The sequence below is a fragment of the Pseudomonas sp. GW821-FHT11G12 genome (assembly GCF_058808055.1).
Genome location: NZ_JBXARH010000004.1, coordinates 348,750 through 370,551 on the forward strand (window position 1 = coordinate 348,750; position 21,802 = coordinate 370,551).

At 60.9% G+C, this 21,802-nt stretch carries 20 protein-coding genes and 1 pseudogene; 13 read left to right on the top strand and 8 right to left on the bottom strand.

What is annotated here, in order from left to right:
* Nucleotides 1-14 precede the first annotated feature (14 nt).
* Nucleotides 15-773, bottom strand: coding sequence for a methyltransferase domain-containing protein (locus tag AC1RR7_RS15590; RefSeq protein WP_493157936.1), 759 nt, complete (start codon nt 771-773; stop codon nt 15-17).
* A gap of 65 nt (nt 774-838) precedes the next feature.
* Between AC1RR7_RS15590 and gloB the strand changes: the two genes are divergently transcribed.
* The 11 genes and pseudogenes from gloB to AC1RR7_RS15645 all read left to right on the top strand — a co-directional run.
* On the top strand, nt 839-1,606 hold the full coding sequence (gene gloB, locus AC1RR7_RS15595) for a hydroxyacylglutathione hydrolase (RefSeq protein WP_493157937.1): 768 nt from the start codon (nt 839-841) through the stop codon (nt 1,604-1,606).
* Between the two features lie 99 nt (nt 1,607-1,705).
* The gene (locus AC1RR7_RS15600; RefSeq protein ID WP_096820533.1) at nt 1,706-3,175 is read left to right on the top strand and encodes a transglycosylase SLT domain-containing protein; all 1,470 of its coding nucleotides are present in this window, start codon (nt 1,706-1,708) and stop codon (nt 3,173-3,175) included.
* A 164-nt stretch (nt 3,176-3,339) separates the two neighbouring features.
* Nucleotides 3,340-5,172 carry an extracellular solute-binding protein gene (locus tag AC1RR7_RS15605; protein ID WP_493066139.1) on the top strand — a complete coding sequence of 611 codons (1,833 nt, stop codon included), beginning with the start codon at nt 3,340-3,342 and terminating at the stop codon, nt 5,170-5,172.
* The gene (locus AC1RR7_RS15610) at nt 5,169-7,010 is read left to right on the top strand and encodes an extracellular solute-binding protein (RefSeq protein ID WP_096820531.1); all 1,842 of its coding nucleotides are present in this window, start codon (nt 5,169-5,171) and stop codon (nt 7,008-7,010) included. Before AC1RR7_RS15605 ends, AC1RR7_RS15610 begins: the two co-directional genes overlap by 4 nt.
* Nucleotides 7,011-7,014: 4 nt before the next feature.
* The gene (locus tag AC1RR7_RS15615; protein ID WP_085708600.1) at nt 7,015-8,088 is read left to right on the top strand and encodes a microcin C ABC transporter permease YejB; all 1,074 of its coding nucleotides are present in this window, start codon (nt 7,015-7,017) and stop codon (nt 8,086-8,088) included.
* Between the two features lies 1 nt (nt 8,089).
* The gene (locus AC1RR7_RS15620; RefSeq protein WP_102621892.1) at nt 8,090-9,109 is read left to right on the top strand and encodes an ABC transporter permease; all 1,020 of its coding nucleotides are present in this window, start codon (nt 8,090-8,092) and stop codon (nt 9,107-9,109) included.
* 1 nt (nt 9,110) lies between these two features.
* Nucleotides 9,111-10,721, top strand: coding sequence for an ABC transporter ATP-binding protein (locus tag AC1RR7_RS15625; RefSeq protein WP_493157938.1), 1,611 nt, complete (start codon nt 9,111-9,113; stop codon nt 10,719-10,721).
* 19 nt (nt 10,722-10,740) lie between these two features.
* Nucleotides 10,741-11,535, top strand: a complete 795-nt coding sequence (gene fabI, locus AC1RR7_RS15630; RefSeq protein WP_003202751.1) for an enoyl-ACP reductase FabI — start codon at nt 10,741-10,743, stop codon at nt 11,533-11,535.
* A 289-nt stretch (nt 11,536-11,824) separates the two neighbouring features.
* Entirely contained in the window at nt 11,825-12,583 is a 759-nt protein-coding gene (locus AC1RR7_RS15635) for a hypothetical protein (protein ID WP_102668472.1), read from the top strand.
* Nucleotides 12,584-12,592: 9 nt separating this feature from the next.
* Nucleotides 12,593-12,868 (top strand): hypothetical protein, encoded by a 276-nt coding sequence (locus AC1RR7_RS15640; RefSeq protein ID WP_493157939.1) that lies wholly within the window; start codon nt 12,593-12,595, stop codon nt 12,866-12,868.
* A gap of 31 nt (nt 12,869-12,899) precedes the next feature.
* Nucleotides 12,900-13,028 (top strand): annotated as a pseudogene (locus AC1RR7_RS15645) (VOC family protein); the annotation flags it as partial.
* Between the two features lie 3 nt (nt 13,029-13,031).
* Here the strand turns inward: AC1RR7_RS15645 and AC1RR7_RS15650 are convergent.
* The 6 genes from AC1RR7_RS15650 to AC1RR7_RS15675 form a co-directional block, all read right to left on the bottom strand.
* Nucleotides 13,032-13,997 (bottom strand): GGDEF domain-containing protein, encoded by a 966-nt coding sequence (locus tag AC1RR7_RS15650; protein WP_493066136.1) that lies wholly within the window; start codon nt 13,995-13,997, stop codon nt 13,032-13,034.
* 61 nt (nt 13,998-14,058) lie between these two features.
* The gene (locus tag AC1RR7_RS15655) at nt 14,059-14,637 is read right to left on the bottom strand and encodes a hypothetical protein (RefSeq protein ID WP_493066135.1); all 579 of its coding nucleotides are present in this window, start codon (nt 14,635-14,637) and stop codon (nt 14,059-14,061) included.
* A gap of 1 nt (nt 14,638) precedes the next feature.
* Nucleotides 14,639-16,801, bottom strand: coding sequence for a xanthine dehydrogenase family protein molybdopterin-binding subunit (locus tag AC1RR7_RS15660; protein WP_493066134.1), 2,163 nt, complete (start codon nt 16,799-16,801; stop codon nt 14,639-14,641).
* A gap of 17 nt (nt 16,802-16,818) precedes the next feature.
* Nucleotides 16,819-17,274 (bottom strand): (2Fe-2S)-binding protein, encoded by a 456-nt coding sequence (locus tag AC1RR7_RS15665; RefSeq protein ID WP_085708608.1) that lies wholly within the window; start codon nt 17,272-17,274, stop codon nt 16,819-16,821.
* A 136-nt stretch (nt 17,275-17,410) separates the two neighbouring features.
* Complete coding sequence (locus AC1RR7_RS15670; protein WP_273538817.1) at nt 17,411-18,094, bottom strand: type 1 glutamine amidotransferase domain-containing protein; 684 nt, start codon at nt 18,092-18,094, stop codon at nt 17,411-17,413.
* Nucleotides 18,091-19,023: an acetoacetate decarboxylase family protein gene (locus tag AC1RR7_RS15675; RefSeq protein ID WP_102621899.1), complete on the bottom strand. Its 933-nt coding sequence runs from the start codon at nt 19,021-19,023 to the stop codon at nt 18,091-18,093. Before AC1RR7_RS15675 ends, AC1RR7_RS15670 begins: the two co-directional genes overlap by 4 nt.
* 227 nt (nt 19,024-19,250) lie before the next feature.
* On the opposite strand from AC1RR7_RS15675, the gene AC1RR7_RS15680 reads away from it, so the two are divergent.
* Nucleotides 19,251-20,081: an alpha/beta fold hydrolase gene (locus AC1RR7_RS15680; RefSeq protein WP_493157940.1), complete on the top strand. Its 831-nt coding sequence runs from the start codon at nt 19,251-19,253 to the stop codon at nt 20,079-20,081.
* 38 nt (nt 20,082-20,119) lie between these two features.
* Here the strand turns inward: AC1RR7_RS15680 and AC1RR7_RS15685 are convergent, their stop codons facing one another.
* A complete protein-coding gene (locus AC1RR7_RS15685) occupies nt 20,120-20,512 on the bottom strand; it encodes a GFA family protein (RefSeq protein WP_192560457.1) in 393 nt (130 codons plus the stop codon).
* 109 nt (nt 20,513-20,621) lie between these two features.
* Here AC1RR7_RS15685 and AC1RR7_RS15690 point away from each other — a divergent pair, with 109 nt between their 5' ends.
* Nucleotides 20,622-21,770, top strand: coding sequence for a GGDEF domain-containing protein (locus AC1RR7_RS15690; RefSeq protein WP_493157941.1), 1,149 nt, complete (start codon nt 20,622-20,624; stop codon nt 21,768-21,770).
* Nucleotides 21,771-21,802: the final 32 nt, after the last annotated feature.

Below are 21,802 nucleotides of genomic sequence, written 5' to 3' on the forward strand. Positions count from 1 at the left end.
AAATAAAAGAAGGTTTACGGTTCGATACGGCGGCGATTGACCTTGGCCATCGGCAGCGGAATCAGCTTGCCCATCGGCTCGCGGCGCTCCTGGCGCACCGGACGCAGGCCGACCACGATCTTGCGCGCAACCAGCAGATAGAAGCCGCCGCCCGACAGTTGCCAGTCGCCGGCCTTGCGTTCCCAGCCGGCCAGACGGGCCTGCCACTTGGGTGACGCGAGCGGCGGACGATAGCACCCGAAGCGGCGTTTCTCCAGCGCGAAGCCCAGCAGGTTGAGCCAGTCGGCGACCCGTGACGGCGAGATGCAGCGCGCCTGATGCAAGGCGTCATGAGCGAACACATGGCGCAGACCCCAGGTGCTCCAGGGGTTGATGCCGACGATCAGCAAATGCCCGCCGGGGCGCACGCTGCTGGCAGCTTCACGTAACAAACCGTGGGGCGACAGGCAGAAATCCAGGCCATGCTGCAACACCACCACGTCGGCGGCGTGCTCGCTCAACGGCCAGGCCTGTTCCTCGCAGACGATCTCGACACCGGGCAATGGCGCGCCAAGCCGCACGTTACGCTGCACCTGCGGCGCCGACGGCGGCGCTTCGGCGGACGGGCCGTAATGCACCAGATAGCCGCCGAAGAACCGGCCGAGCTCGTCTTCGAGCATGCGGCGCTCTTCGTCCAGCAGAAATTGCCCGAGGGGGCCGGACAGCCACTCACGGGCCGCACCGATCAGGGCGAGCCAGTCAGGATCGGCCTGAGCGAACGCTTTATCGATCATTGCATTCTCCAACACGCCAGGAACCTCTAAGATGCGCCAATGTTACCTGCTTGGCGAATCCGAAGATGATACAGATCAGTGCCCTGCCCGCCTTCACCGACAACTACATCTGGTTGTTACAGGATCATGCCACCCAGCGTTGCGCGGTGGTCGATCCGGGGGATGCCGCCCCTGTGCAGGCATGGCTCGCTGCGCATCCGGGCTGGGTGCTCGCCGATATTCTGATCACTCATCATCACCATGATCATGTCGGCGGCGTCGAAACGCTGAAGAAGGCAACCGATGCCACGGTCTACGGTCCGGCCAGCGAAAGCATTCCGGGGCGAGACGTAGCCCTCAAGGACAACGACAAGGTTCGTGTGCTCGGCTGGGATTTCGATGTCTACGCCGTTCCCGGCCATACCCTGGGGCACATCGCCTATTACCACCACGGCCTGCTGTTCTGCGGCGACACCCTGTTCGCCGCCGGTTGCGGCCGGTTGTTCGAAGGCACGCCGGAGCAGATGCACCACTCGCTCGGTCGTCTGGCGTCGCTGCCCGAGGACACGCTGATCTACTGCACCCACGAATACACCCTGAGCAACCTGAAGTTTGCCGCCGCCGTGGAACCGGGCAACCCGAACATTGCCGCCCGTCTGGAAAAAGTCACCCAGCAACGGCAGAACGGCGTCATGACCCTGCCCTCGACCCTGGCCCTGGAAAAGCTCACAAACCCGTTTTTGCGTACCGGTGAAACATTAGTTAAACAAAAAGTGGACGAACGGAATGGCGCTCAAAACCGGGCTCCGAGTGAGGTTTTTGCGGCTCTGCGGGCTTGGAAAGATAAGTTCTAAGCCGTTCACCACTTGGTACAAAAACTCTGAATGGTTGACCGCAGGGGGTGCGCTTTCTAGAATCCCCCGACATTTTTGCCCGGAACTTACTTCCAGCCAATGTCGTCATCCATACGTAAGTCCGTCAATTCAGACGCATTGACCCGCCTGGCGCAAGCCATCGCGGTGGCTGTGTCCGCCACGCTGGCGGGCTGTTCCAGCCATGCTCCGCAGACTGAAGCGACCCATACGCCGAACATTGCTGCGCGAGCCAAGCAGAAGCCCATCTGGTTGTCCGAGAAGCCCAGCCCGCAGGTGCCCCAGGACATCTGGGAACGCATGCGCGGTGGTTTCCAGCTTCAGGAAGGCCTGGGCGTGAACCCGCGCATCGAGCAACAGCGCCTGTGGTTCGCCAGTAACCCCTCCTTTCTCGAGAACGCCGGCGAACGCGGCAGCCTCTACATTCACTACATTGTCGAGCGCCTCGAAGAACGCAACATGCCGCTGGAACTGGCGCTGTTGCCAGTGATTGAAAGCGCCTACAACCCGATGGCCTATTCCCGGGCCGATGCTGTGGGTCTCTGGCAATTCATCCCTTCCACCGGGCGTTACTACAACCTGCGCCAGACCCGTTTCTACGACGGCCGTCGTGACATCACCGCCTCGACCACGGCAGCGATGGACTACCTGACCCGTCTGCACGACATGTTCAACGGTGACTGGCTGCTGGCCCTGGCGGCCTACAACGCCGGCGAAGGCACGGTCAGCCGCGCCATCGAACGCAACGAGCGACTGGGTCTTCCGACCGACTACTGGAACCTGCCGCTGCCGGCAGAAACCCAGGCCTACGTGCCGAAACTGCTGGCGCTGTCGCAAGTGGTGCTGTCGCCGGAAGCCTACGGGGTGAACCTCAACCCGATCGCCAACGAACCGTATTTCCAGGTCGTCGAAATCAACCAGCGCATGGACCTGTCCAAGGTCGCCGCAGTGGCCAACATCGACGAAGACGAGCTGTTCCAGCTCAACCCGGCCTTCAAGCAGCGCACCACCATCGACGGCCCGCAGCACCTGCTGGTGCCGACCTCGAAGGCGCAGCTGCTGACCGCCAGCCTGCAGACCATGCGTCCTGAAGAACTGATCAGCCCTCGATCGCTGAAACCGGTCTTCGAAGGCGCCGATCCGACCGAAGTCGCCAAGCTCAAGCGTGCCTACCGGGTCAAGCGTGGTGACAACCTCGCGTCCATCGCCAAGGCCAACAAGGTCGACGTCAAGGACCTGCAACGCTGGAACAAGATGACCGGCAAAAACCTCAAGGTCGGCCAGACCCTGGTCATGCAGGACACCACCAAGCGCACGCCGGCCCGCAACACCAGCGGTGGACGCATCAACACGGTGCTGGCCGCCAACAGCAAGACCAGCAGCAAGACCGACAACCAGAAACAGACCCAATACAAGGTCAAGCAAGGCGACACGCTGTACGTGGTGGCCAAGCGTTTCAACGTCGAGATGCAGCATCTCAAGCGCTGGAACCCGGGCGCCGGCAAGGCGCTCAAGCCTGGGCAGATGCTCACGGTCTACCAGCCGCACTGATAAAGAGCCCCTGAATTTCAGGGGCTTTTTTTGCCTGTCATTTTTTGCCTTCGCCGCCAGCGACTCCCACAATTAAGCGCGCATTAACCCCCTGTCTTTTTCCTGTCCATACAAGCTGTTACTGTACGGCCCACAAAGCCCAAGCCGCCTGGATCGGATCTGACTTGAAGCGTCCCCTCCTCCTGCTCCTGATCAGCCTGGCCTTGAGCTCCCCCGTCAGCGCGACGATCACCGAAAGTCACGGTTATGCGCAGTTCGGCACGCTCAAGTACCCGGCCAGATTTACCCACTTCGACTGGGTCAACCCGCAAGCGCCCAAGGGCGGCACCTTGCGGGTGATGGCGTTTGGCACCTTCGATACGCTGAATCCCTACACCTTCAAGGGCACCAGCCCGGTCACCACCCCGAATTTCCTGCAATACGGCATCAACGAGCTGAACGAGCCGCTGATGGTCGGCACCGGCCAGTATTCGCCGTCCGGCGATGAGCCGGCCTCCAGCTATGGCCTGATCGCTCAATCGGTGGAATACAGCGAAGACCGCAGCTGGGTGGTGTTCAACCTGCGCCCGGAAGCGCGTTTCCACGATGGCACGCCGATCACCGCCTACGACGTGGCGTTCTCCTATCGCCTGTTGCTCAAGGAAGGTCACCCGCTGTATCGCACCGCCCTTCAGGAAGTGTTGCGGGTCGACATCCTCAACCCGCAGCGCATTCGTTTCGTGATGAAACGCTCGGGCAATCCGCTGCTGATCCTGCGTCTGGGCGAGTTGCCGGTGCTGCCCCAGCATTACTGGAAGGGCCGCGACTTCAAGGCCACCACGTTCGAACCGCCGCTGGGCAGCGGACCGTACCGCATCACCTCGGTGACGCCGGGGCGGCAACTGGTGTTCGAGCGGGTCAAGGATTACTGGGGCAAGGACTTGCCGGTCAATCGCGGCAAGTACAACTTCGATCGCATGGAAGTCGAGTTCTACCGCGACAGCGACGTGGCCTTCGAAGCCTTTAAGGCCGGTGAGTTCGACATCTACATCGAGCATCAGGCGAAGAACTGGGCCAACGGCTACAACTTCCCGGCGATCCGTCGTGGCGACGTGATCAAGGCGCAGATCCCGCACCAGATCCCGACCCAGAGCCAGGGTCTGTTCATGAACACCCGGCGAGCCACCTTCTCGGACGTCAAGACCCGCGAAGCCCTGGGCCTGATGTTCGACTTCGAATGGACCAACCGCGCGCTGTTCAGCGACGCCTACAAGCGCACCACCAGTTACTACCCCAACAGCGAATTCAGCGCCAGCGGTCTGCCGGTTGGTCACGAATGGCTGATGCTCAAACCGTACAAGGATCAACTGCCGGCCCGACTGTTCACCGAGCCGTTCACGCTGCCGCAGACCGACGGGCGCGGCATTCCCCGCGAAACCATGCGCAAGGCCCTCGCATTGCTGGCCGAGGCCGGCTGGAAGCTCAATGGCCAGCGCTTGCAGAACGCTGCCGGCCAACCGCTGAGTTTCGAACTGCTGCTGGTCAATCCGAACCTTGAGCGGATCCTCCAGCCGTACATTGAAAACCTCAACAGCATCGGCATCGACGCACGCCTGCGCACGGTGGACCGCGCCCAGTACAAACAACGCCTGGATCAGTTCGATTTCGACATGATCCTGATGACCCTCAACCAGACCCTCAGCCCGGGTCTGGAACAGTGGCAGTACTTCCATTCCAGCCAGGTCGGGGTCAAGGGCAGCAAGAATTACGCGGGCATCGCCAACCCGGTGGTCGATCATCTGCTTGAGCAATTGCTCGCCGCCCGCACCCGCGACGAACAGGTCGCCGCCGGCAAGGCGCTGGACCGCGTGCTGCTCTGGCAGCACTACAGCATTCCCAACTGGTACCTCAATTATCACCGTCTGGCGTACCGCAACCGGTTCGCCTTCGTCAGCACGCCGCCCTACACCCTGGGCCTGAGCGCGTGGTGGCTGAAATCTTCGGAGAAAGGTCAATGAACGCCGTTCGCACCCTGCTCGTGCAGGCTTGCGGCCTGTTGTTCGCCGGGCTGGCCTGTGCCGCCCCGCAACACGCCGTGACGCTGTACAACGAGCCGCCGAAATACCCCGCCGACTTCAAGCACTTCGATTACGTGAACGCCGACGCTCCCAAGGGCGGGATCTTCCGTCAGGCCGGGTTTGGCGGCTTCGACAGCCTCAATCCATTCATCAGCAAAGGCGTGCCGGCGGACGATGTCGGGCAGATCTACGACACTCTGACCAAGCACAGCCTCGACGAGCCGTTCACCGAATACGGCCTGGTCGCCAGCAAGATCGAAAAGGCCCCGGACAACAGTTGGGTGCGCTTCTACCTGCGCCCCGAAGCGCGCTTCCACGACGGCCACCCGGTGCGCGCCGAAGACGTGGTGTTCAGCTTCGAGACCCTGACCAAGGAAGGCTCGCCGATGTTTCGCGGTTACTACAGCGATGTCGAAGAAGCCGTCGCCGAAGACCCGCTCACGGTGCTGTTCAAGTTCAAACACAACAACAATCGCGAGCTGCCGCTGATCCTTGGCCAGTTGCCGGTGCTGCCGAAACACTGGTGGGCCAGTCGCGACTTCAACAAGGGCAATCTGGAAATCCCGCTGGGCAGCGGCCCGTACAAGGTCGCCGAAGTGAAGGCGGGACGCTCGGTGCGTTACGAGCGGGTCAAGGATTATTGGGGCAAGGACCTGCCGGTCAATCGCGGGTTCTACAACTTCGACGTGCTGACCACCGACTATTACCGCGACAACACCGTCGCGCTGGAAGCGCTGAAAGCCGGGCAGTTCGACTACTGGCTGGAAATGACCGCGAAAAACTGGGCCAACGCCTACAACATCCCGGCCGTCACCGAGGGCCGACTGGTCAAGGAACTGATCCCCAACGGCAACCCGACCGGCATGCAAGGCTTCGTCTTCAACCTGCGTCGCCCGGTGTTCCAGGACGTTCGCGTGCGTCAGGCACTGGGTCTGTTGCTCGACTTCGAATGGACCAACAAGCAACTGTTCAACAGCGCCTACGTGCGCACCCGCAGCTACTTCGAGAACTCGGAAATGGCCGCCACCGGCCTGCCGGACGCCGATCAACTGGCGATCCTCGATCCGTTCCGCCGCCAGCTCCCGGCGCAGGTGTTCAGCGAAGCCTTCGAAAACCCGAAGACCGACGCCAGCGGCATGATTCGCCTGCAGCAACGCGAGGCCTATCAGTTGCTGCAAGAGGCCGGCTGGAAGATCGTCGACGACAAAATGGTCGACGCCACCGGCAAACCGGTGGTCATCGAATTCCTGCTGGCCCAGACCGAATTCGAGCGGGTGTTGCTGCCGTTCAAACGCAACCTCGCGGACCTGGGCATCGATCTGGTGATCCGCCGCGTCGACGTCTCGCAATACGTCAACCGCGTGCGTTCGCGGGACTTCGACATGATCGTCGGCAGCTTTCCGCAGTCCAACTCGCCGGGCAACGAGCAGCGCGAATTCTGGATGAGCGCCGCCGCCGACAAGCCGAGCAGCCGTAACTCGATGGGCCTGAAGGACCCGGTGGTCGATCATCTGGTCGAGAACCTGATCAACGCCGATTCGCGCAAAAGCCTGGTGGCCCACGCCCGCGCTCTCGACCGCGTGCTGCAATGGGGTTACTACGTGATCCCCAACTGGCACATCAAGAGCTGGCGCGTGGCGTACTGGAACCACATCGGCCACCCGAAAGTCTCCCCCAAGTACGACATCGGCATTAACACCTGGTGGGTCAAACCCGACACGAAACCTGCGGTAGAAGTGCAAACCCAACTGCAAGCCGACCCTGTGGGCACGGAGTAATCAGATGCTGGCGTATATTTTTCGGCGACTGTTGCTGATCATCCCGACCCTGTTCGGCATTCTGCTGATCAACTTCGTGATCATCCAGGCCGCGCCCGGCGGGCCGGTGGAACAGATGATCGCCAAGCTTGAAGGCTTCGAAGGCGCCACTAGTCGTATCGCTGGCGGCGGCGCTGAAGTCTCGGTGGCCGGCTCGGCCTATCGCGGCGCGCAAGGCCTGGACCCGGCGCTGATCAAGGAAATCGAGCACATGTACGGTTTCGACAAGTCGGCGCCGGAACGTCTGTGGATCATGGTCAAGAACTACGCCCGACTGGATTTCGGCGACAGCTTCTTCCGCGACGCCAAGGTCATCGACCTGATCAAGGAGAAGATGCCGGTATCGATCTCGCTCGGGCTGTGGAGCACGCTGATCATGTACCTGGTGTCGATCCCGCTGGGGATCGCCAAGGCCACGCGACACGGCAGCCATTTCGACGTCTGGACCAGTTCGGCGATCATCGTCGGTTATGCGATTCCGGCGTTTCTGTTTGCGATCCTGTTGATCGTGGTGTTTGCCGGTGGCAGTTATCTGGACTGGTTTCCTTTACGCGGCCTGACCTCGAACAACTTCGACGAACTGAGCCTGGGCGGCAAGGTCCTCGATTACTTCTGGCACCTGGCGCTGCCGGTGACCGCGCTGGTAATCGGCAACTTCGCGACCATGACCCTGCTGACCAAAAACAGCTTCCTCGACGAAATCAACAAGCAGTACGTGGTCACCGCCAAGGCCAAGGGCCTGACCCGTCACCGCGTGCTCTACGGTCATGTGTTCCGCAACGCGATGCTGCTGGTGATCGCCGGGTTCCCGTCGGCGTTCATTGGCATCTTCTTCACAGGCTCCCTGCTGGTGGAAGTGATCTTCTCCCTCGACGGCCTCGGCCTGATGAGTTTCGAGGCGGCGATCAACCGCGATTACCCGGTGGTGTTCGGCACCCTGTTCATCTTCACCCTGCTGGGGCTGGTGGTGAAACTGATCGGCGACCTCACCTACACCCTGGTCGATCCGCGCATCGACTTCGCCAGCCGGGAGCATTGAGATGAACCTGTCCCCTCTCAACCGCCGGCGCTTCGAACTGTTCAAGGCCAACAAGCGTGGCTGGTGGTCGCTGTGGCTGTTCCTGATCCTGTTCGGCCTGAGCCTCGGCGCCGAACTGATCGCCAACGACAAGCCGCTGGTGGTGCACTACGACAACAACTGGTACTTCCCGGCGGTCAAGCGTTACCCGGAAACCACCTTCGGCGGCGAATTCCCGCTGGAGGCCAACTACAAGAGCCCGTACATCCGCGAACTGCTCAAGGCCAAGGACGCGTGGGTGCTGTGGGCACCGATTCCGTTCAGCTACCAGAGCATCAACTACGACCTGAAAGTCCCGGCCCCTGCCCCGCCGTCAGCGGACAACCTGCTGGGCACCGACGATCAAGGCCGCGACGTGTTGGCGCGGGTGATCTACGGTTTCCGGATTTCGGTGCTGTTTGCCCTGACACTGACCGTGCTCAGTTCGATCATCGGTGTGATCGCCGGGGCCTTGCAGGGTTTCTATGGCGGCTGGGTCGATCTGGCCGGCCAGCGTTTTCTGGAGATCTGGTCGGGCTTGCCGGTGCTGTACCTGCTGATCATTCTCGCCAGTTTCGTCCAGCCGAATTTCTGGTGGCTGCTGGGGATCATGCTGCTGTTTTCGTGGATGAGCCTGGTGGACGTGGTCCGCGCCGAGTTCCTGCGCGGGCGCAACCTTGAATACGTGCGTGCGGCCCGGGCGCTGGGGATGCAGAACGGCGCAATCATGTTCCGCCACATTCTGCCCAACGCCATGGTCTCGACCATGACCTTCATGCCGTTCATCCTGACCGGCGCCATCGGCACCCTCACCGCGCTGGACTTCCTCGGCTTCGGCTTGCCGGCCGGCAGTCCGTCGCTGGGTGAACTGGTGGCCCAGGGCAAATCGAACCTGCAGGCGCCGTGGCTGGGGATGAGCGCGTTTGCGGTGCTGGCACTGATGTTGAGCCTGCTGGTGTTTATCGGCGAGTCCGCTCGCGATGCCTTCGACCCGAGGAAGTGAAATGAATCAGGACAATCTGATCGAAGTGCGCGACCTCGCCGTCGAATTCGGCACGGGCGAACGCTCGCACCGGGTGGTCGAAGGCGTCAGCTTCGACATCAAGCGTGGCGAAACCCTGGCCTTGGTCGGCGAGTCCGGCTCGGGCAAGTCGGTGACGGCGCACTCGATCCTGCGCCTGCTGCCCTACCCGCTGGCTCGCCATCCGGCCGGCAGCATCACCTATTCCGGGCAAAACCTGCTGGAACTGAGCGAAAAGACCATCCGCCACATCCGCGGCAACCGGATCGCGATGATCTTCCAGGAGCCAATGACCTCGCTCAACCCGCTGCACTCGATCGAAAAGCAGATCAACGAAGTGCTCGGCATCCACAAGGGCCTGACCGGCAAGGTCGCGACCAAGCGCACCCTGGAATTGCTGGAGATGGTCGGCATCCCCGAGCCGCACAAGCGCCTCAAGGCCCTGCCCCACGAATTGTCCGGCGGTCAGCGCCAGCGGGTGATGATCGCCATGGCCCTGGCCAACGAGCCGGAACTGCTGATCGCCGACGAACCGACCACCGCGCTGGACGTGACCGTTCAGCTGAAAATCCTCGACCTGCTCAAGGAATTGCAGGCTCGATTGGGCATGGCGCTGCTACTGATCAGTCACGATTTGAACCTGGTGCGAAGAATTGCGCATCGCGTATGTGTCATGCAGCGCGGTTGCATCGTCGAACAGGCATCGTGCGAAGAACTGTTCCGTTCTCCGCAGCATCCGTACACTCGGGAGCTGCTGGCGGCGGAGCCCAGCGGAGGCCCGGCGAGCAATAAAATCGGGGCGCCGCTGTTGCAGGTCGAGGACTTGAAAGTCTGGTTCCCGATCAAGAAAGGCCTGCTCAAGCGCACGGTGGATCACGTCAAGGCAGTGGACGGCATCAATTTCAGCCTGCCTCAGGGTCAGACCCTGGGGATCGTGGGAGAAAGCGGTTCCGGCAAGTCCACCCTGGGTCTGGCGATCTTGCGGTTGATCGGCAGCAAAGGCGCGATCCGTTTTGAAGGCAAGCAGCTAGACTGCCTGACGCAGAACGAGGTTCGCCCGTTGCGTCGGGAGATGCAGGTGGTGTTTCAGGACCCGTTTGGCAGCCTGAGCCCGCGGATGTGCGTGAGCGACATCGTTGGCGAAGGCCTGCGGATTCACAGGATGGGCACCGCCGCCGAGCAGGAAGCGGCGATTATTGCGGCATTGAAGGAGGTAGGTCTGGATCCGGAAACCCGGCACCGCTACCCCCATGAATTTTCCGGTGGGCAGCGGCAGCGTATCGCCATTGCCCGGGCCCTGGTGCTCAAACCGGCGCTGATCCTGCTGGACGAGCCGACTTCGGCGCTCGACCGGACGGTGCAGCGGCAAGTGGTGGAGCTGTTGCGTTCACTGCAAGCCAAGTACAACCTGACGTATTTGTTCATCAGCCATGATCTGGCTGTTGTGAAAGCGCTGAGCCACCAGCTGATGGTGGTCAAGCATGGCCAAGTGGTCGAACAGGGAGACGCGCAAGCAATCTTTGCCGCCCCCCAACATCCGTATACACAGCAGTTGCTGGAAGCCGCTTTTCTGGCACCAGCCACTGCGCAATAACCTGAAAGAGGAGCAACACATGGGTTTTCTCGCCGGTAAGCGCGTACTGATCGTCGGTGTCGCCAGCAAGCTGTCCATCGCATCCGGCATCGCTGCCGCCATGCATCGCGAGGGCGCTGAGCTTGCCTTCACTTATCAGAACGACAAACTGAAAGGTCGTGTCGAAGAATTCGCACAGGGCTGGGGCTCGAGCCCTGAGCTGTGCTTCCCGTGCGACGTGGCCAGCGATGAAGAAATCGCCAAGGTCTTCGAAGAACTGAGCAAGAAGTGGGACGGCCTGGACTGCATCGTGCACTCCGTCGGCTTCGCACCGGGCGACCAACTGGACGGCGACTTCACCGAAGCCACCACCCGCGAAGGTTTCCGCATCGCTCACGACATCAGCGCCTACAGCTTCGTGGCCCTGGCCAAGGCCGGTCGCGAAATGATGAAAGGCCGCAACGGCAGCCTGCTGACCCTGTCGTACCTGGGCGCCGAGCGCACCATGCCTAACTACAACGTGATGGGCATGGCCAAGGCTTCGCTGGAAGCCGGCGTCCGTTACCTGGCCGGCTCCCTGGGCCCGGACGGCACCCGCGTCAACTGCGTATCGGCCGGTCCGATCCGCACTCTGGCAGCTTCGGGCATCAAGAACTTCCGCAAGATGCTGGCCGCCAACGAAGCGCAAACCCCGCTGCGTCGCAACGTCACCATCGAAGAAGTCGGCAACGCCGGCGCCTTCCTGTGCTCCGACCTGGCGTCAGGCATCAGCGGTGAAATCATGTACGTGGACGGCGGCTTCAACACCACCGCCATGGGCAACATCGAAGAGTAATCTTCGCGCTGCCGATAAAAAGCCCGCCAATTGGCGGGCTTTTTCATGCCTGCGATTCCAGGCAACGCTGCACTTTTCTCCAGCGATAACGAGAGTCAGCCCTCACGAATATCGATCTGCACAATTCAAAAAAACTGGCAGATACGATAAATGTTTATCCTTCAGATCAAATACCACTTCTTCATAAAGGTTATTCCGTATTTCGCATCACGCATCGCACAAATCATCGACTATTATTTCGAGATAGCTTCCAAGGTCTGCGCCTATCACTGAATGAGCACGCCTAAAAATGACCACTTATTTACGCGCAACTTTATTGATCGCTCTCCTGCTCGCGCAATCCTCTACGACAGCCGTCGCTGAAACCTGCCCTGTCAATGCCTTCAAAAAACCAACTTCTTCCAATCAACATTTTCATATAAAACCTGACAGTGAGACACTAAAAGACAGCGACCCTACGACCGTTACAATAGGGCAGTTATTTTACAAAAACAAAGTCATAGCAAACTGTGATTCACCCACGCGTGATCGCTCGTCTGATTTTTCATTATTTGGCATGTCGACAACCGACACAATTTCATTGCTGGCCGCACTGATTGGCATTGCTGCATGGGGTATCGCCGTTATCGCCTGTGTCATCGCATACCAACAATACAAACATGCAAAAACGCTCGAAGCCAACAGGCTCACAGTCGAGTTCTGGAAACAATATCAAGTAGATTTTACGAGAATGCGCTCAGCGCTAGTGACGTTGAACAACCCCATGAACACCGATGTAGCCGGTTTCACAAACATTGAATATTTCAGAAACTGGATTGATGGCATTGCCACATTCGGCACCCAAAAAGGAATAATAAACAACGCCATGGTTAAAACATTGGGGCTTCATATGCCCATCAAAAAATTCATGGCTTCACTTGAAAGTGCAGTTAACACACTGAGGGCAAAAGTCGTATCAGGAGAACCCAGAGCTCCGGCATTACTGAAAAAATATGAAGACTTACTAAATTCAAGCACAGTCATTTCCGAATGGCTAAAGCTACTGTGAGTAAACACCATGAAACCCATCACTAAAAGCTTGCTCGCCACAGAACTAGAAAGAACGCTGGAACACATTGAGACCGACGAACTCCACGCCATCTTGACGGAGGATCAAATCTTATCAATAGCCTCCAAAGTTTTTGATTTGTTTGCGCGAATAACAAAAGAACCCACCATTGACGAGGAAGGGTTCATACCTACAGAAATAATAACAACGCAAGACAGGATTCACGGAATAGCTACTGAGTGCAGCGTTTGCCATAAAAAAGTAATTCTAATAGCAGGCAACTAATAGCCTCTTCTACTTGAAATAACACGCGGCTGTGATCGAGCAGGGGATTCGCTTTCAGGGACTGGTGGGCGAACAGGCCACGATGTTTTTGTTCGACCCCTGCGGGAACGCCCTGGAGTTCAAGGCGTTCAAGGACATCGGGCAGTTGTTTGCCAAATAAGCGTCAGATTCGCTTCAGGGCTTGCTTGTGGGCATACATCGCCCCATCCGCATCCGCCAGCAGCTTATCCACGGTGTCATGCCGCCGTGGGTCGTACTCGATCTGCCCGACACTGAAGCGAATCGCATAACCCCGATGCAACGTGGCATTGCGCTCTTCGAGGATTTCCTTGAGCCGTGCCATGATCGCCGTGGTTTCGATGTGGCTGGAACCGGTCAGCAACGCCACGAACTCATCGCCGCCCAACCGCCCCACCACGTCGCTTTCGCGGAAGGCAATGCGCAACACATCAGCGAAGGTCTTGAGCGCGCTGTCGCCCTCGGCATGACCGTAGAGGTCGTTGATCTGCTTGAAGTCGTTGAGGTCGAAAAACAGCAGTGTCGCGGGCTTGCCCATCCGTGCGCAGGCATCCAGCGCATGCTGGGCCAGCATCATGAACCCGCGTCGGTTGGACAACAGCGTCAGCTCGTCCATGCTCGCCATCTGCACGGCCATCAGCTCCTGCTCCGCCATGCCGGCCAGATCGCGCAGCAAGGCGCGTTCTTCGTCGTCGAGTTCGCGGGGGCGGGTGTCGATCAGGCACAAGGTGCCCATCTTGTTGCCGTTGGGCACGGTCAGCGGATAACCGGCGTAGAAGCGGATATTCGGGTCGCCGATCACCAAAGGATTGTCGTGAAAACGCACGTCCTGACGGGCATCCGGCACCAGCAGCAATTCATCCTTGAGAATCGCATGGCCGCAGAACGAAACGTCCCGTGGGGTTTCTGTCGCGTCCAGGCCTACGCAGGACTTGAACCACTGCCGATCCTTGTCCACCAGCGTCACCAGCGCGATCGGTACATTAAACAATCGCCTGGCCAGACGGGTCAGACGGTCGAAGCGTTCTTCGGGGGCGGAATCGAGCAGGTTCAATCCATACAGCGCTTGCACTCGAGCCGCTTCATTGACGGGTTTGCCTGGCACCAGCATCACACACTCCCTTGTTATCAGTGACCTTCAGCGTAGCCCTGATTGGCAATGACTCAAATGCTCATCCGCCGGCCACCGGACACGGCCCACCCGCGTCCGCCCAGAGCTTGAACTGACTGACGAAGATGTCGTGGGGCACCGGCACCGGTTGCCGCCCCGGCCCGGGATTCCAGCCCCAGAGCACCAGTTTGTCCTCGCTGACGTGCTTGATCAGCGCGGCGAAGTCCCGGTCGCCGTTGCTGCTGCGGTCCTTGATCATCGCGCACAAGCGATCCGGCGGCAGGCCGATCCAGGCCATCTTGTGCGAGGCCGGCGGCAGGCTCCAGTGCGGGGCACCCGGTGGCGCGTGGGGGCCATAACTGGCCGGCGGATTGGCTTCGGCGTGGCAGGTGGCACACGGCAAACCAGCGGCGCCCTTGCCGTCCATGCCGCGCACCACGTTCATCGCGTGGGGCGTGCCGGCGTCGAACTGCAACGGCGAATCGCCAGGAATGTGGCAGTTCTGGCAGCGCGGGCTCTGGAACACTTTCTGCACCGTGCCGAAGGCTTTCAAGGCCTCCTGATCGTCGGCGAACAGATCCGATGCATAGCCGCCCAGCCCGACCAGCATCACAGCGCCCAACAACAGATGTCGTTTCATCTCACACCCCCGACAGTTGCAGCGGCAGTTCCCGCAGGCGCTGCCCGGTCAGGGCGAACACCGCGTTGGCCACCGCTGGTGCAGTCGGCGGCACACCGGCCTCGCCGATGCCGCCGGGCTTGTCCGTGCTCGGCACGATGTGCACTTCGACCACCGGCATCTCGTTCAGGCGCAGCACTTGATAGTCGTGATAGTTCGACTGCACGACGTGTCCGTCCTTGAGCGTCAGCTTGCTGTGCAACGCCATGCCCAGGCCGAAGGTGATGCACGATTCCATCTGCGCCGCGATGCTCTGCGGGTTGACCGCAATCCCGCAATCCACCGCACACACCACCCGGTGCACGCGGATCTTCAGGTTGTCCTGGGACACCTCGGCAACTTGCGCGACGTAGCTGCCGAACGACTCGTGCACCGCCACGCCCAGCGCATGGCCGTCGGGCAGCGGCGCTTTCCAGTTGGCCTTTTCCACCGCCAGATTCAAGACGCCGAGGTGCCGGGCGTGATCCTTGAGCAAGGTTCGCCGGTACTCCACCGGGTCCTTGCCCGCCGCCGCGGCCATTTCATCGATCAGCGATTCCATGACAAACGCCGTGTGGCTATGACCCACGGAGCGCAGCCACAACACGTTGATCCCGGTGGTTGGCGAATGCAGATCGACCTGATGATTGGCGAGGCCTGTAATGTACGGACTGTCAGACACACCCTCGACCGACGTCTGATCGACGCCGTTCTTGACCATGGTTTTTTCCAGCATGGTGCCGGCCATGATCGACTGCCCGACCAGCACATGCTGCCACGCCAGCGGCATGCCATCGGCTCCCAGCCCAATCCTGGCCCGATGCAAAAACGCCGAACGGTAATAACCGCCGCGGATATCATCCTCCCGCGACCACACGGTTTTCACCGGCATCGCGGCGGCCTTCGCCACCTGCACCGCTTCGGCGACAAAGTCCGAAGTCGGGTTGGCCCGCCGACCGAAACCACCGCCGAGGAATTCGGTATGGATCTCCACCTGCTCCGGTTTCAGCCCGGTGATCTTGCCGGCGACCATTTGGTCCAGCGTCTGAAACTGGGTGCCGGTCCAGATCTCGCACTTGTCGGCGCTGATCTTCACCGTACAGTTCAGCGGTTCCATCGGCGCATGAGCCAGATAAGGCACGCTGTACTCGACATCGATTTTCTTCGCTGCTTTGCCAAAGCTGCCCTTGGCATCGCCGGCCTGACTGGCGGAAATGCCCGGTGTGGCGGCCAGTTTGCGGAAACTCTCCAGCAGTTTTTCGCTGCTGAGATCCGCGTGCGGCCCCAGATCCCAATCAACCTTCAGCGCATCGCGCCCCAGTTTCGCCGCCCAGTAATGATCGGCGATCACCGCCACGCCGGTCGGCACCTGCACCACTTTGTGCACGCCGGGAACGGCCAGCGCCTGCGCGCCTTCGAAGGATTTGACGCTGGCGCCGAACACCGGAGGCCGGGCAACCATGGCAGTCATCAATCCGTCGAACTGCACGTCCATGCCGAACTTGGCGCGGCCGGTGATTTTCTCCGGGGTGTCGAGGCGTTTGGTGGGTTTACCGATGACTTTCCAGTCCTTGGCTTCCTTGAAGGTAATCGACTTCGGATCCGGCACCGGCAGTTGCCCGGCGGCGTCCGCCAGCTCGCCGTAGGTGGCGCGCTTGTCACCGGCAATCACCACGCCGGACTCGGTGCGGATCGTCGACGGTGCCACGTTGAAACGCTTGGCCGCCGCCTCGATCAGCATCTGCCGCGCCGTAGCGCCTGCGAGTCGGTAACGGTCGAATTCCATCCAGGTCGAGGTCGAACCGCCAGTGATCTGCATCCCGCCAAACGCCGGCATGCCGTAATCGGCAGCCGAGGCCGGCGAGTGCTCGACGCGGATCTTCGACCAGTCGGCGTCCAACTCTTCGGCGATCAGCATGGTCAGGCCGGTCCAGATGCCCTGGCCCATTTCCGAATGGCCGAGCAGCACGGTGACGCTGTTGTCCGGCGCAATCCGCAGGAACGCGTTCGGCGCAAATGCCTTGCCTTCATTTTCCGCCGCTGTGGCAAACCGGTTGCCACCGGGCACCACGAAAGCCACGACGAGACCACCGCCAAGCACGGCACTGCCCTTGAGAAATCCGCGACGGGATACAGGACTGTTCATCACTCACCTCCCCTCGCTCAGCCAATGTCGGCGGCACGTTTGACCGCTGCGCGGATTCTTGGATACGTGCCGCAACGGCAGATGTTGCCGGAGAGCGCCTGATCGATATCGCTGTCGGTGGGTTTGGGGATTTTCGCCAGCAACGCGGCGGCGGACATGATCTGCCCGGACTGACAGTAGCCGCATTGCACCACGTCCAGCTCGGCCCAGGCCTGTTGCACCGGGTGCGAGCCGTCAGTCGACAGGCCTTCGATGGTAAGGATTTTCTGGCCATGGGCGACCGCGGTGGCCGGCGTGATGCAGGAACGCAGCGGCGCGCCATCGACGTGCACGGTGCAGGCCCCGCACTGGGCCATGCCGCAACCGAACTTGGTGCCTGTCAGGTGCGCGACGTCGCGCAGAACCCAGAGCAACGGCATGTCCGCGGGGACATCGAGCTCCTGATCCTTGCCATTGATGTTCAAGGTCAGCATCGGGGATTTCCTCAGACTCACGGTGTTCTGAAGGGGCGTTGCGACAGCATTCGATGCCGTGCACGCCTCGGCTTATCCCTTTCAGCTAAGCGCATTTTGCCCCGACGACCAGCCGCCGCGACCACCGGTCATGGATCTACAGCATCGCGGCGACTTGTTGCGCCGTGGCTTTGGCCGATTGCGGGTTCTGTCCGGTCACCAGTTTGCCGTCGGTCACCACATTCGAGGTGAATGGCAGAAACGCCTTTTCGTAGCGCGCCCCGCGATCCTTCATCTGTTGCTCCGAGTCGTACGGCACTTTTTTCGCGACACCGGCCAGCACTTCTTCCATCCACGAGTAACCGGTGACCTTGCGCCCCGCCACCAGCAGGCTGCCGTCCGACAACCGCGTATTGAGCAACCCGCAATAACCATGGCAGACCGACGAAACGATCCCGCCGCGTTCGAAGATCTCCCGGGTCAGCCGTTGCAGGCCGGGGTCGTCGGGAAAGTCCCACATCACCGCGTGCCCGCCGGTGAAATAGATGGCGTCGAAATCCGCGCTGTCGATCTGCTCCGGGCTGGCGGTGTTCGCCAGCAGCGCCATGCTCGCCGGATCGTTCAGCCAGGCCTTGGCCGAGCGGTCGAGCATCGGCCACTTCAGTGCCCGAGGCTCCAGTGGACTCCACCCGCCCCTGGGGCTGACCAGTCGCTGCTCGAAGCCTTTTTCCGCGAACACCTGCCAGGCATGGGTCAACTCCCCGAGCCATAGCCCGGTGAGTTCGGTCGGGTCAACATAGTGGGCGACATTGGTCACGACGTGCAGGATTCGACGTGTCATTTGGCAGCCTCTCTTGGGGTGACACCGACCTGACCGAACGCCGTCAGCGGCACCGGCAGGTTGAGCACGATCTGGGCGTCCTTGATCACGTCCAGGCGCAGGATCCGCGAAGCCCCGAGGCCATCGAGCAACTGGCTCAGCGGGCCGCCGTTGCGATCCAGCTGCACATCGCGGGGAAACAGGCGTTGGGCAAAGGATAGTGTGTTGCCCTGCACCACGCTCTGATGCCACAGACCATCGACCTGATGAATCATGGTGGCGGTGCTCATGCGTGATTGCGGCGTAACGTTTTTCAGGGTCGGCAGCGGCACTTTCAGGATCAGGTCCGGCAGACCCTTGGGCCCGTCAATACGGGCGCTGACGCTGGTGCCGATGTTCACGTTGATGTCGGCGCGCCACTTGGGCAGTTGATAGCCGTGCACGCCGCGCACCCGGGCGATTTCGGTGTTCACCGGCAGCGCCAGCACATGGGCAGTGAAGCTACGCCGGCGCATGGCGCCCATCAGTTCCAGCGCGTGGGAGCCACGGGCGCCGGGGCGGCGCACGACAATCGCCACGGAGACTTCGTCGTACGGATCGTTGTCGCAAACCGAGTAGGAGAAAAATGTCAGCGCCACCAGCCCATAACCGGGAAATGCCCGCAGCGGTTCAAGCGGCGCCGGCAAGGTAGCGCGCAGACGGTCCAGCGGTGCGAGGAACAGCAACTGCACACTGCCGGATCGGTAATAGAAGTTCGGCGCCCAGGTCGGGCCGACTCTCGAAGCGACCTGCTGCTTGGGAATGCGCCGGAAGAAGTCGATGTTGCCGGCGGCCTTGTCCCGGGCCACTTCGTCGAGATTGGGGTTCATACGAAAACGGTCGTAGTAGCCGCCCTCCAGCACCTCGACCTTGTGCGATCCGAATTCGACTTCTGTAAAGCGCTTGCTCATGTTCGCTGACCTTTCTCGATGAGTAGCCCGGCAGGTGGCCGGTCAGCGCCACTCTAAGGTTCAACCAAACTTTAAGGTCAAGCGCACAACGGCTATGACCCACCATTCACGCCAGCGATGACCGTTCGGAACTTGCTTGACCTTAAAGTGCACTTCAATCCTAGAGTTCATAACGCTTGTCTTCACCCCTTCACGTTTCCGTTCCGCATTCTTCAGGAGTAGCGAACATGGGCTATGTCACAACGAAAGACGGCGTCGAGATCTTCTACAAGGACTGGGGCCCGAAAGACGCCCAGGTGATCCACTTCCACCACGGCTGGCCGCTCAGCGCGGACGACTGGGATGCGCAGATGCTGTTCTTCCTCGCCCAGGGCTTCCGGGTCGTGGCCCATGACCGACGAGGTCACGGTCGTTCGAGCCAGGTCTGGGACGGTCACGACATGGATCACTACGCCGACGATGTGGCGGCGGTGGTCAATCATCTGGGGACGCAGAAAGCCGTGCATGTCGGCCACTCCACCGGTGGCGGCGAAGTGATTCATTACATCGCACGGCATGGCGAGGATCGGGTCTCCAAAGCCGCAATCATCAGCGCGGTGCCGCCGCTGATGGTGAAAACCGAAAGTAATCCGGGCGGCCTGCCAAAGTCGGTGTTCGACGATCTTCAGGCCCAATTGGCGGCCAATCGTTCGCAGTTCTATCACGATGTGCCGGCCGGCCCGTTCTATGGCTACAACCGGCCCGGGGCCAAGCCTTCGGAGGCCGTAGTCCTGAACTGGTGGCGCCAAGGGATGATGGGCGGCGCCAAGGCGCACTACGACGGGATCGTTGCTTTCTCGCAGACCGACTTCACCGCCGACCTGAAAAGCATCTCGATCCCGGTGCTGGTGATGCACGGCGATGACGACCAGATCGTGCCCTATGAAAACGCCGGTGTGCTGTCAGCGAAATTGCTGAAGAACAGCACGCTGAAGATTTATCCGGGCTTCCCTCACGGGATGCCGACCACAGAAGCGCCAACGATCAACGCGGATCTGCTGGCCTTTATTCGCGGCTGATTTTATTGGCCGGGGTCAGGTGCGATACCTGCCCCCGGCTACTCTTCGGTTCTCCCCGTTGCCTCGCGATTACCCACATAGTGTCTGGCCAATGGAAACGCCGGCAGCCACGACTCGCGACGCACCGTCCAGAGTTCGTAAGTCGGCTGCAATTGATCGGGCGCATCCAGCGCGCCCAGATTCACCTCGACTTCATCGCCGCTGCGGCCGAACACCGACGACCCGCAGCGCGGGCAGAAATGTCGCCCGGCATAGTCCCGGGTTTCGCCGCTGATCGCCACCGCATCCTCGGGAAAGATCGCCGATGCATGAAACAGCGCCCCATGGTGCTTACGGCAATCGAGGCAGTGACAAATCCCGACACGGTAAGGTCGCCCCGACGCCTCGATCCGCACCTCGCCGCACAGACAACCGCCAGTAAACCGGTCCATGGAACACCTCGCCTGAAAATGGAATAACCGGTGAGTGAAAATAGCAGCCCAATGGGCGAACGCTTACAATCGTGGCCCAATACCACTATCCAGGCAGACCCGTTCGTTCATGGCGCTCGATCCCCTCACGATGCTCACCATTTCCACCGCCCTGGCCGCGGCGGCCGCCCTGTATCTGGCGGTCGAATGGCGCAGCATCCGCGAACCTTCCCTGCTGTTCTGGAGCGCCGGTTTCGCCACCATCACCGTCGGTTCGAGCCTGGCCCTGCTGCGCGCCAACGGCTATCCGCTGATCGGCATCTGGTTCGCCAACGGCCTGCTGGTGGTTGCGCACTGGCTGTTTCTGTTGGGCGTTGCACGGTTTACTCAGCGACAGTTGTCGCGGGCCTGGTACTTGATGTTCCTGCTCTGGCTGTCGTTGCTTCTGTTACCGGAAGATCCGTCGTGGTCGAAGATCATGCTGATGGCCAACTCGCTGCTGATTGCGCTGTTGATGCTGCGGGCCAGCCTGTTGCTGCGCCCTCACGGCAAGTCGTTGAGCATCGGTGCGGTGCAACTGCGCTATGTACTGCTGATCCACGGCGCGTTCTATTTCACCAAGGCGATCATCGCGGTGATTCCGGGCACGCTGATCGATCTGGCGTCGCTGCGCGGCGAGATCATTCAGATTTCTCTGGTCGAAGGCGCGATGGCGATCATGCTGATCGCGCTGTCGATGACCGGCACCGAGCGCTACCGCCGGGAAAAGCAGATCGCCGAACTGGCCGCCCGGGATCCGCTGACCGCGCTGTACAACCGCCGCGCCCTCGAAGTCCGCGCGCCGCGCCTGCTCGATCAGGTCTCCAGCGCCCGCCCCGGCGCCCTGCTGCTGATCGACATCGACAACTTCAAACTGATCAACGACCTGTACGGCCATGCCGCCGGCGATCGGCTGCTCATCGCCCTCAGCGAAATGATCCGCGCGGCGCTGCCCAAAGGCGCACTGGCGGCAAGGCTGGGCGGTGACGAATTCGTGATGCTGCTGGGCGATGCGTCCCACGAACAGATCATGGTGCTGGGCAGTGCGTTGCGTGAGCAGTTTCAGCAGATGACTTCGCAGACCTACGTCACCCCGGAAGCGGTCACCCTGAGCATCGGCGCCAAGGTGTTCGATCAGCCGCCGGCCAGCCTCACGGCACTGATCGAACAGGGCGACAGCGCGCTCTACGAATCCAAGCGTGGCGGTCGCAACCGGATTCGTCTGGCCGACTACACCTGACCTATCCTTGCCTGCACCCGCATCCTCGGAGT

Coding starts and splice junctions, on each gene's coding strand:
- AC1RR7_RS15650 (WP_493066136.1), bottom strand. CDS start 13,997: ATGCTGGTGCCAGGCAAACCCGTCAATGAAGCGGCTCGAGTGCAAGCG.
- AC1RR7_RS15670 (WP_273538817.1), bottom strand. CDS start 18,094: ATGACACGTCGAATCCTGCACGTCGTGACCAATGTCGCCCACTATGTT.
- AC1RR7_RS15690 (WP_493157941.1), top strand. CDS start 20,622: ATGGCGCTCGATCCCCTCACGATGCTCACCATTTCCACCGCCCTGGCC.
- AC1RR7_RS15665 (WP_085708608.1), bottom strand. CDS start 17,274: ATGCTGACCTTGAACATCAATGGCAAGGATCAGGAGCTCGATGTCCCC.
- AC1RR7_RS15685 (WP_192560457.1), bottom strand. CDS start 20,512: ATGGACCGGTTTACTGGCGGTTGTCTGTGCGGCGAGGTGCGGATCGAG.
- AC1RR7_RS15660 (WP_493066134.1), bottom strand. CDS start 16,801: ATGAACAGTCCTGTATCCCGTCGCGGATTTCTCAAGGGCAGTGCCGTG.
- AC1RR7_RS15615 (WP_085708600.1), top strand. CDS start 7,015: ATGCTGGCGTATATTTTTCGGCGACTGTTGCTGATCATCCCGACCCTG.
- AC1RR7_RS15620 (WP_102621892.1), top strand. CDS start 8,090: ATGAACCTGTCCCCTCTCAACCGCCGGCGCTTCGAACTGTTCAAGGCC.
- fabI (WP_003202751.1), top strand. CDS start 10,741: ATGGGTTTTCTCGCCGGTAAGCGCGTACTGATCGTCGGTGTCGCCAGC.
- AC1RR7_RS15590 (WP_493157936.1), bottom strand. CDS start 773: ATGATCGATAAAGCGTTCGCTCAGGCCGATCCTGACTGGCTCGCCCTG.
- gloB (WP_493157937.1), top strand. CDS start 839: ATGATACAGATCAGTGCCCTGCCCGCCTTCACCGACAACTACATCTGG.
- AC1RR7_RS15680 (WP_493157940.1), top strand. CDS start 19,251: ATGGGCTATGTCACAACGAAAGACGGCGTCGAGATCTTCTACAAGGAC.
- AC1RR7_RS15635 (WP_102668472.1), top strand. CDS start 11,825: ATGACCACTTATTTACGCGCAACTTTATTGATCGCTCTCCTGCTCGCG.
- AC1RR7_RS15600 (WP_096820533.1), top strand. CDS start 1,706: ATGTCGTCATCCATACGTAAGTCCGTCAATTCAGACGCATTGACCCGC.
- AC1RR7_RS15675 (WP_102621899.1), bottom strand. CDS start 19,023: ATGAGCAAGCGCTTTACAGAAGTCGAATTCGGATCGCACAAGGTCGAG.
- AC1RR7_RS15640 (WP_493157939.1), top strand. CDS start 12,593: ATGAAACCCATCACTAAAAGCTTGCTCGCCACAGAACTAGAAAGAACG.
- AC1RR7_RS15655 (WP_493066135.1), bottom strand. CDS start 14,637: ATGAAACGACATCTGTTGTTGGGCGCTGTGATGCTGGTCGGGCTGGGC.
- AC1RR7_RS15625 (WP_493157938.1), top strand. CDS start 9,111: ATGAATCAGGACAATCTGATCGAAGTGCGCGACCTCGCCGTCGAATTC.
- AC1RR7_RS15610 (WP_096820531.1), top strand. CDS start 5,169: ATGAACGCCGTTCGCACCCTGCTCGTGCAGGCTTGCGGCCTGTTGTTC.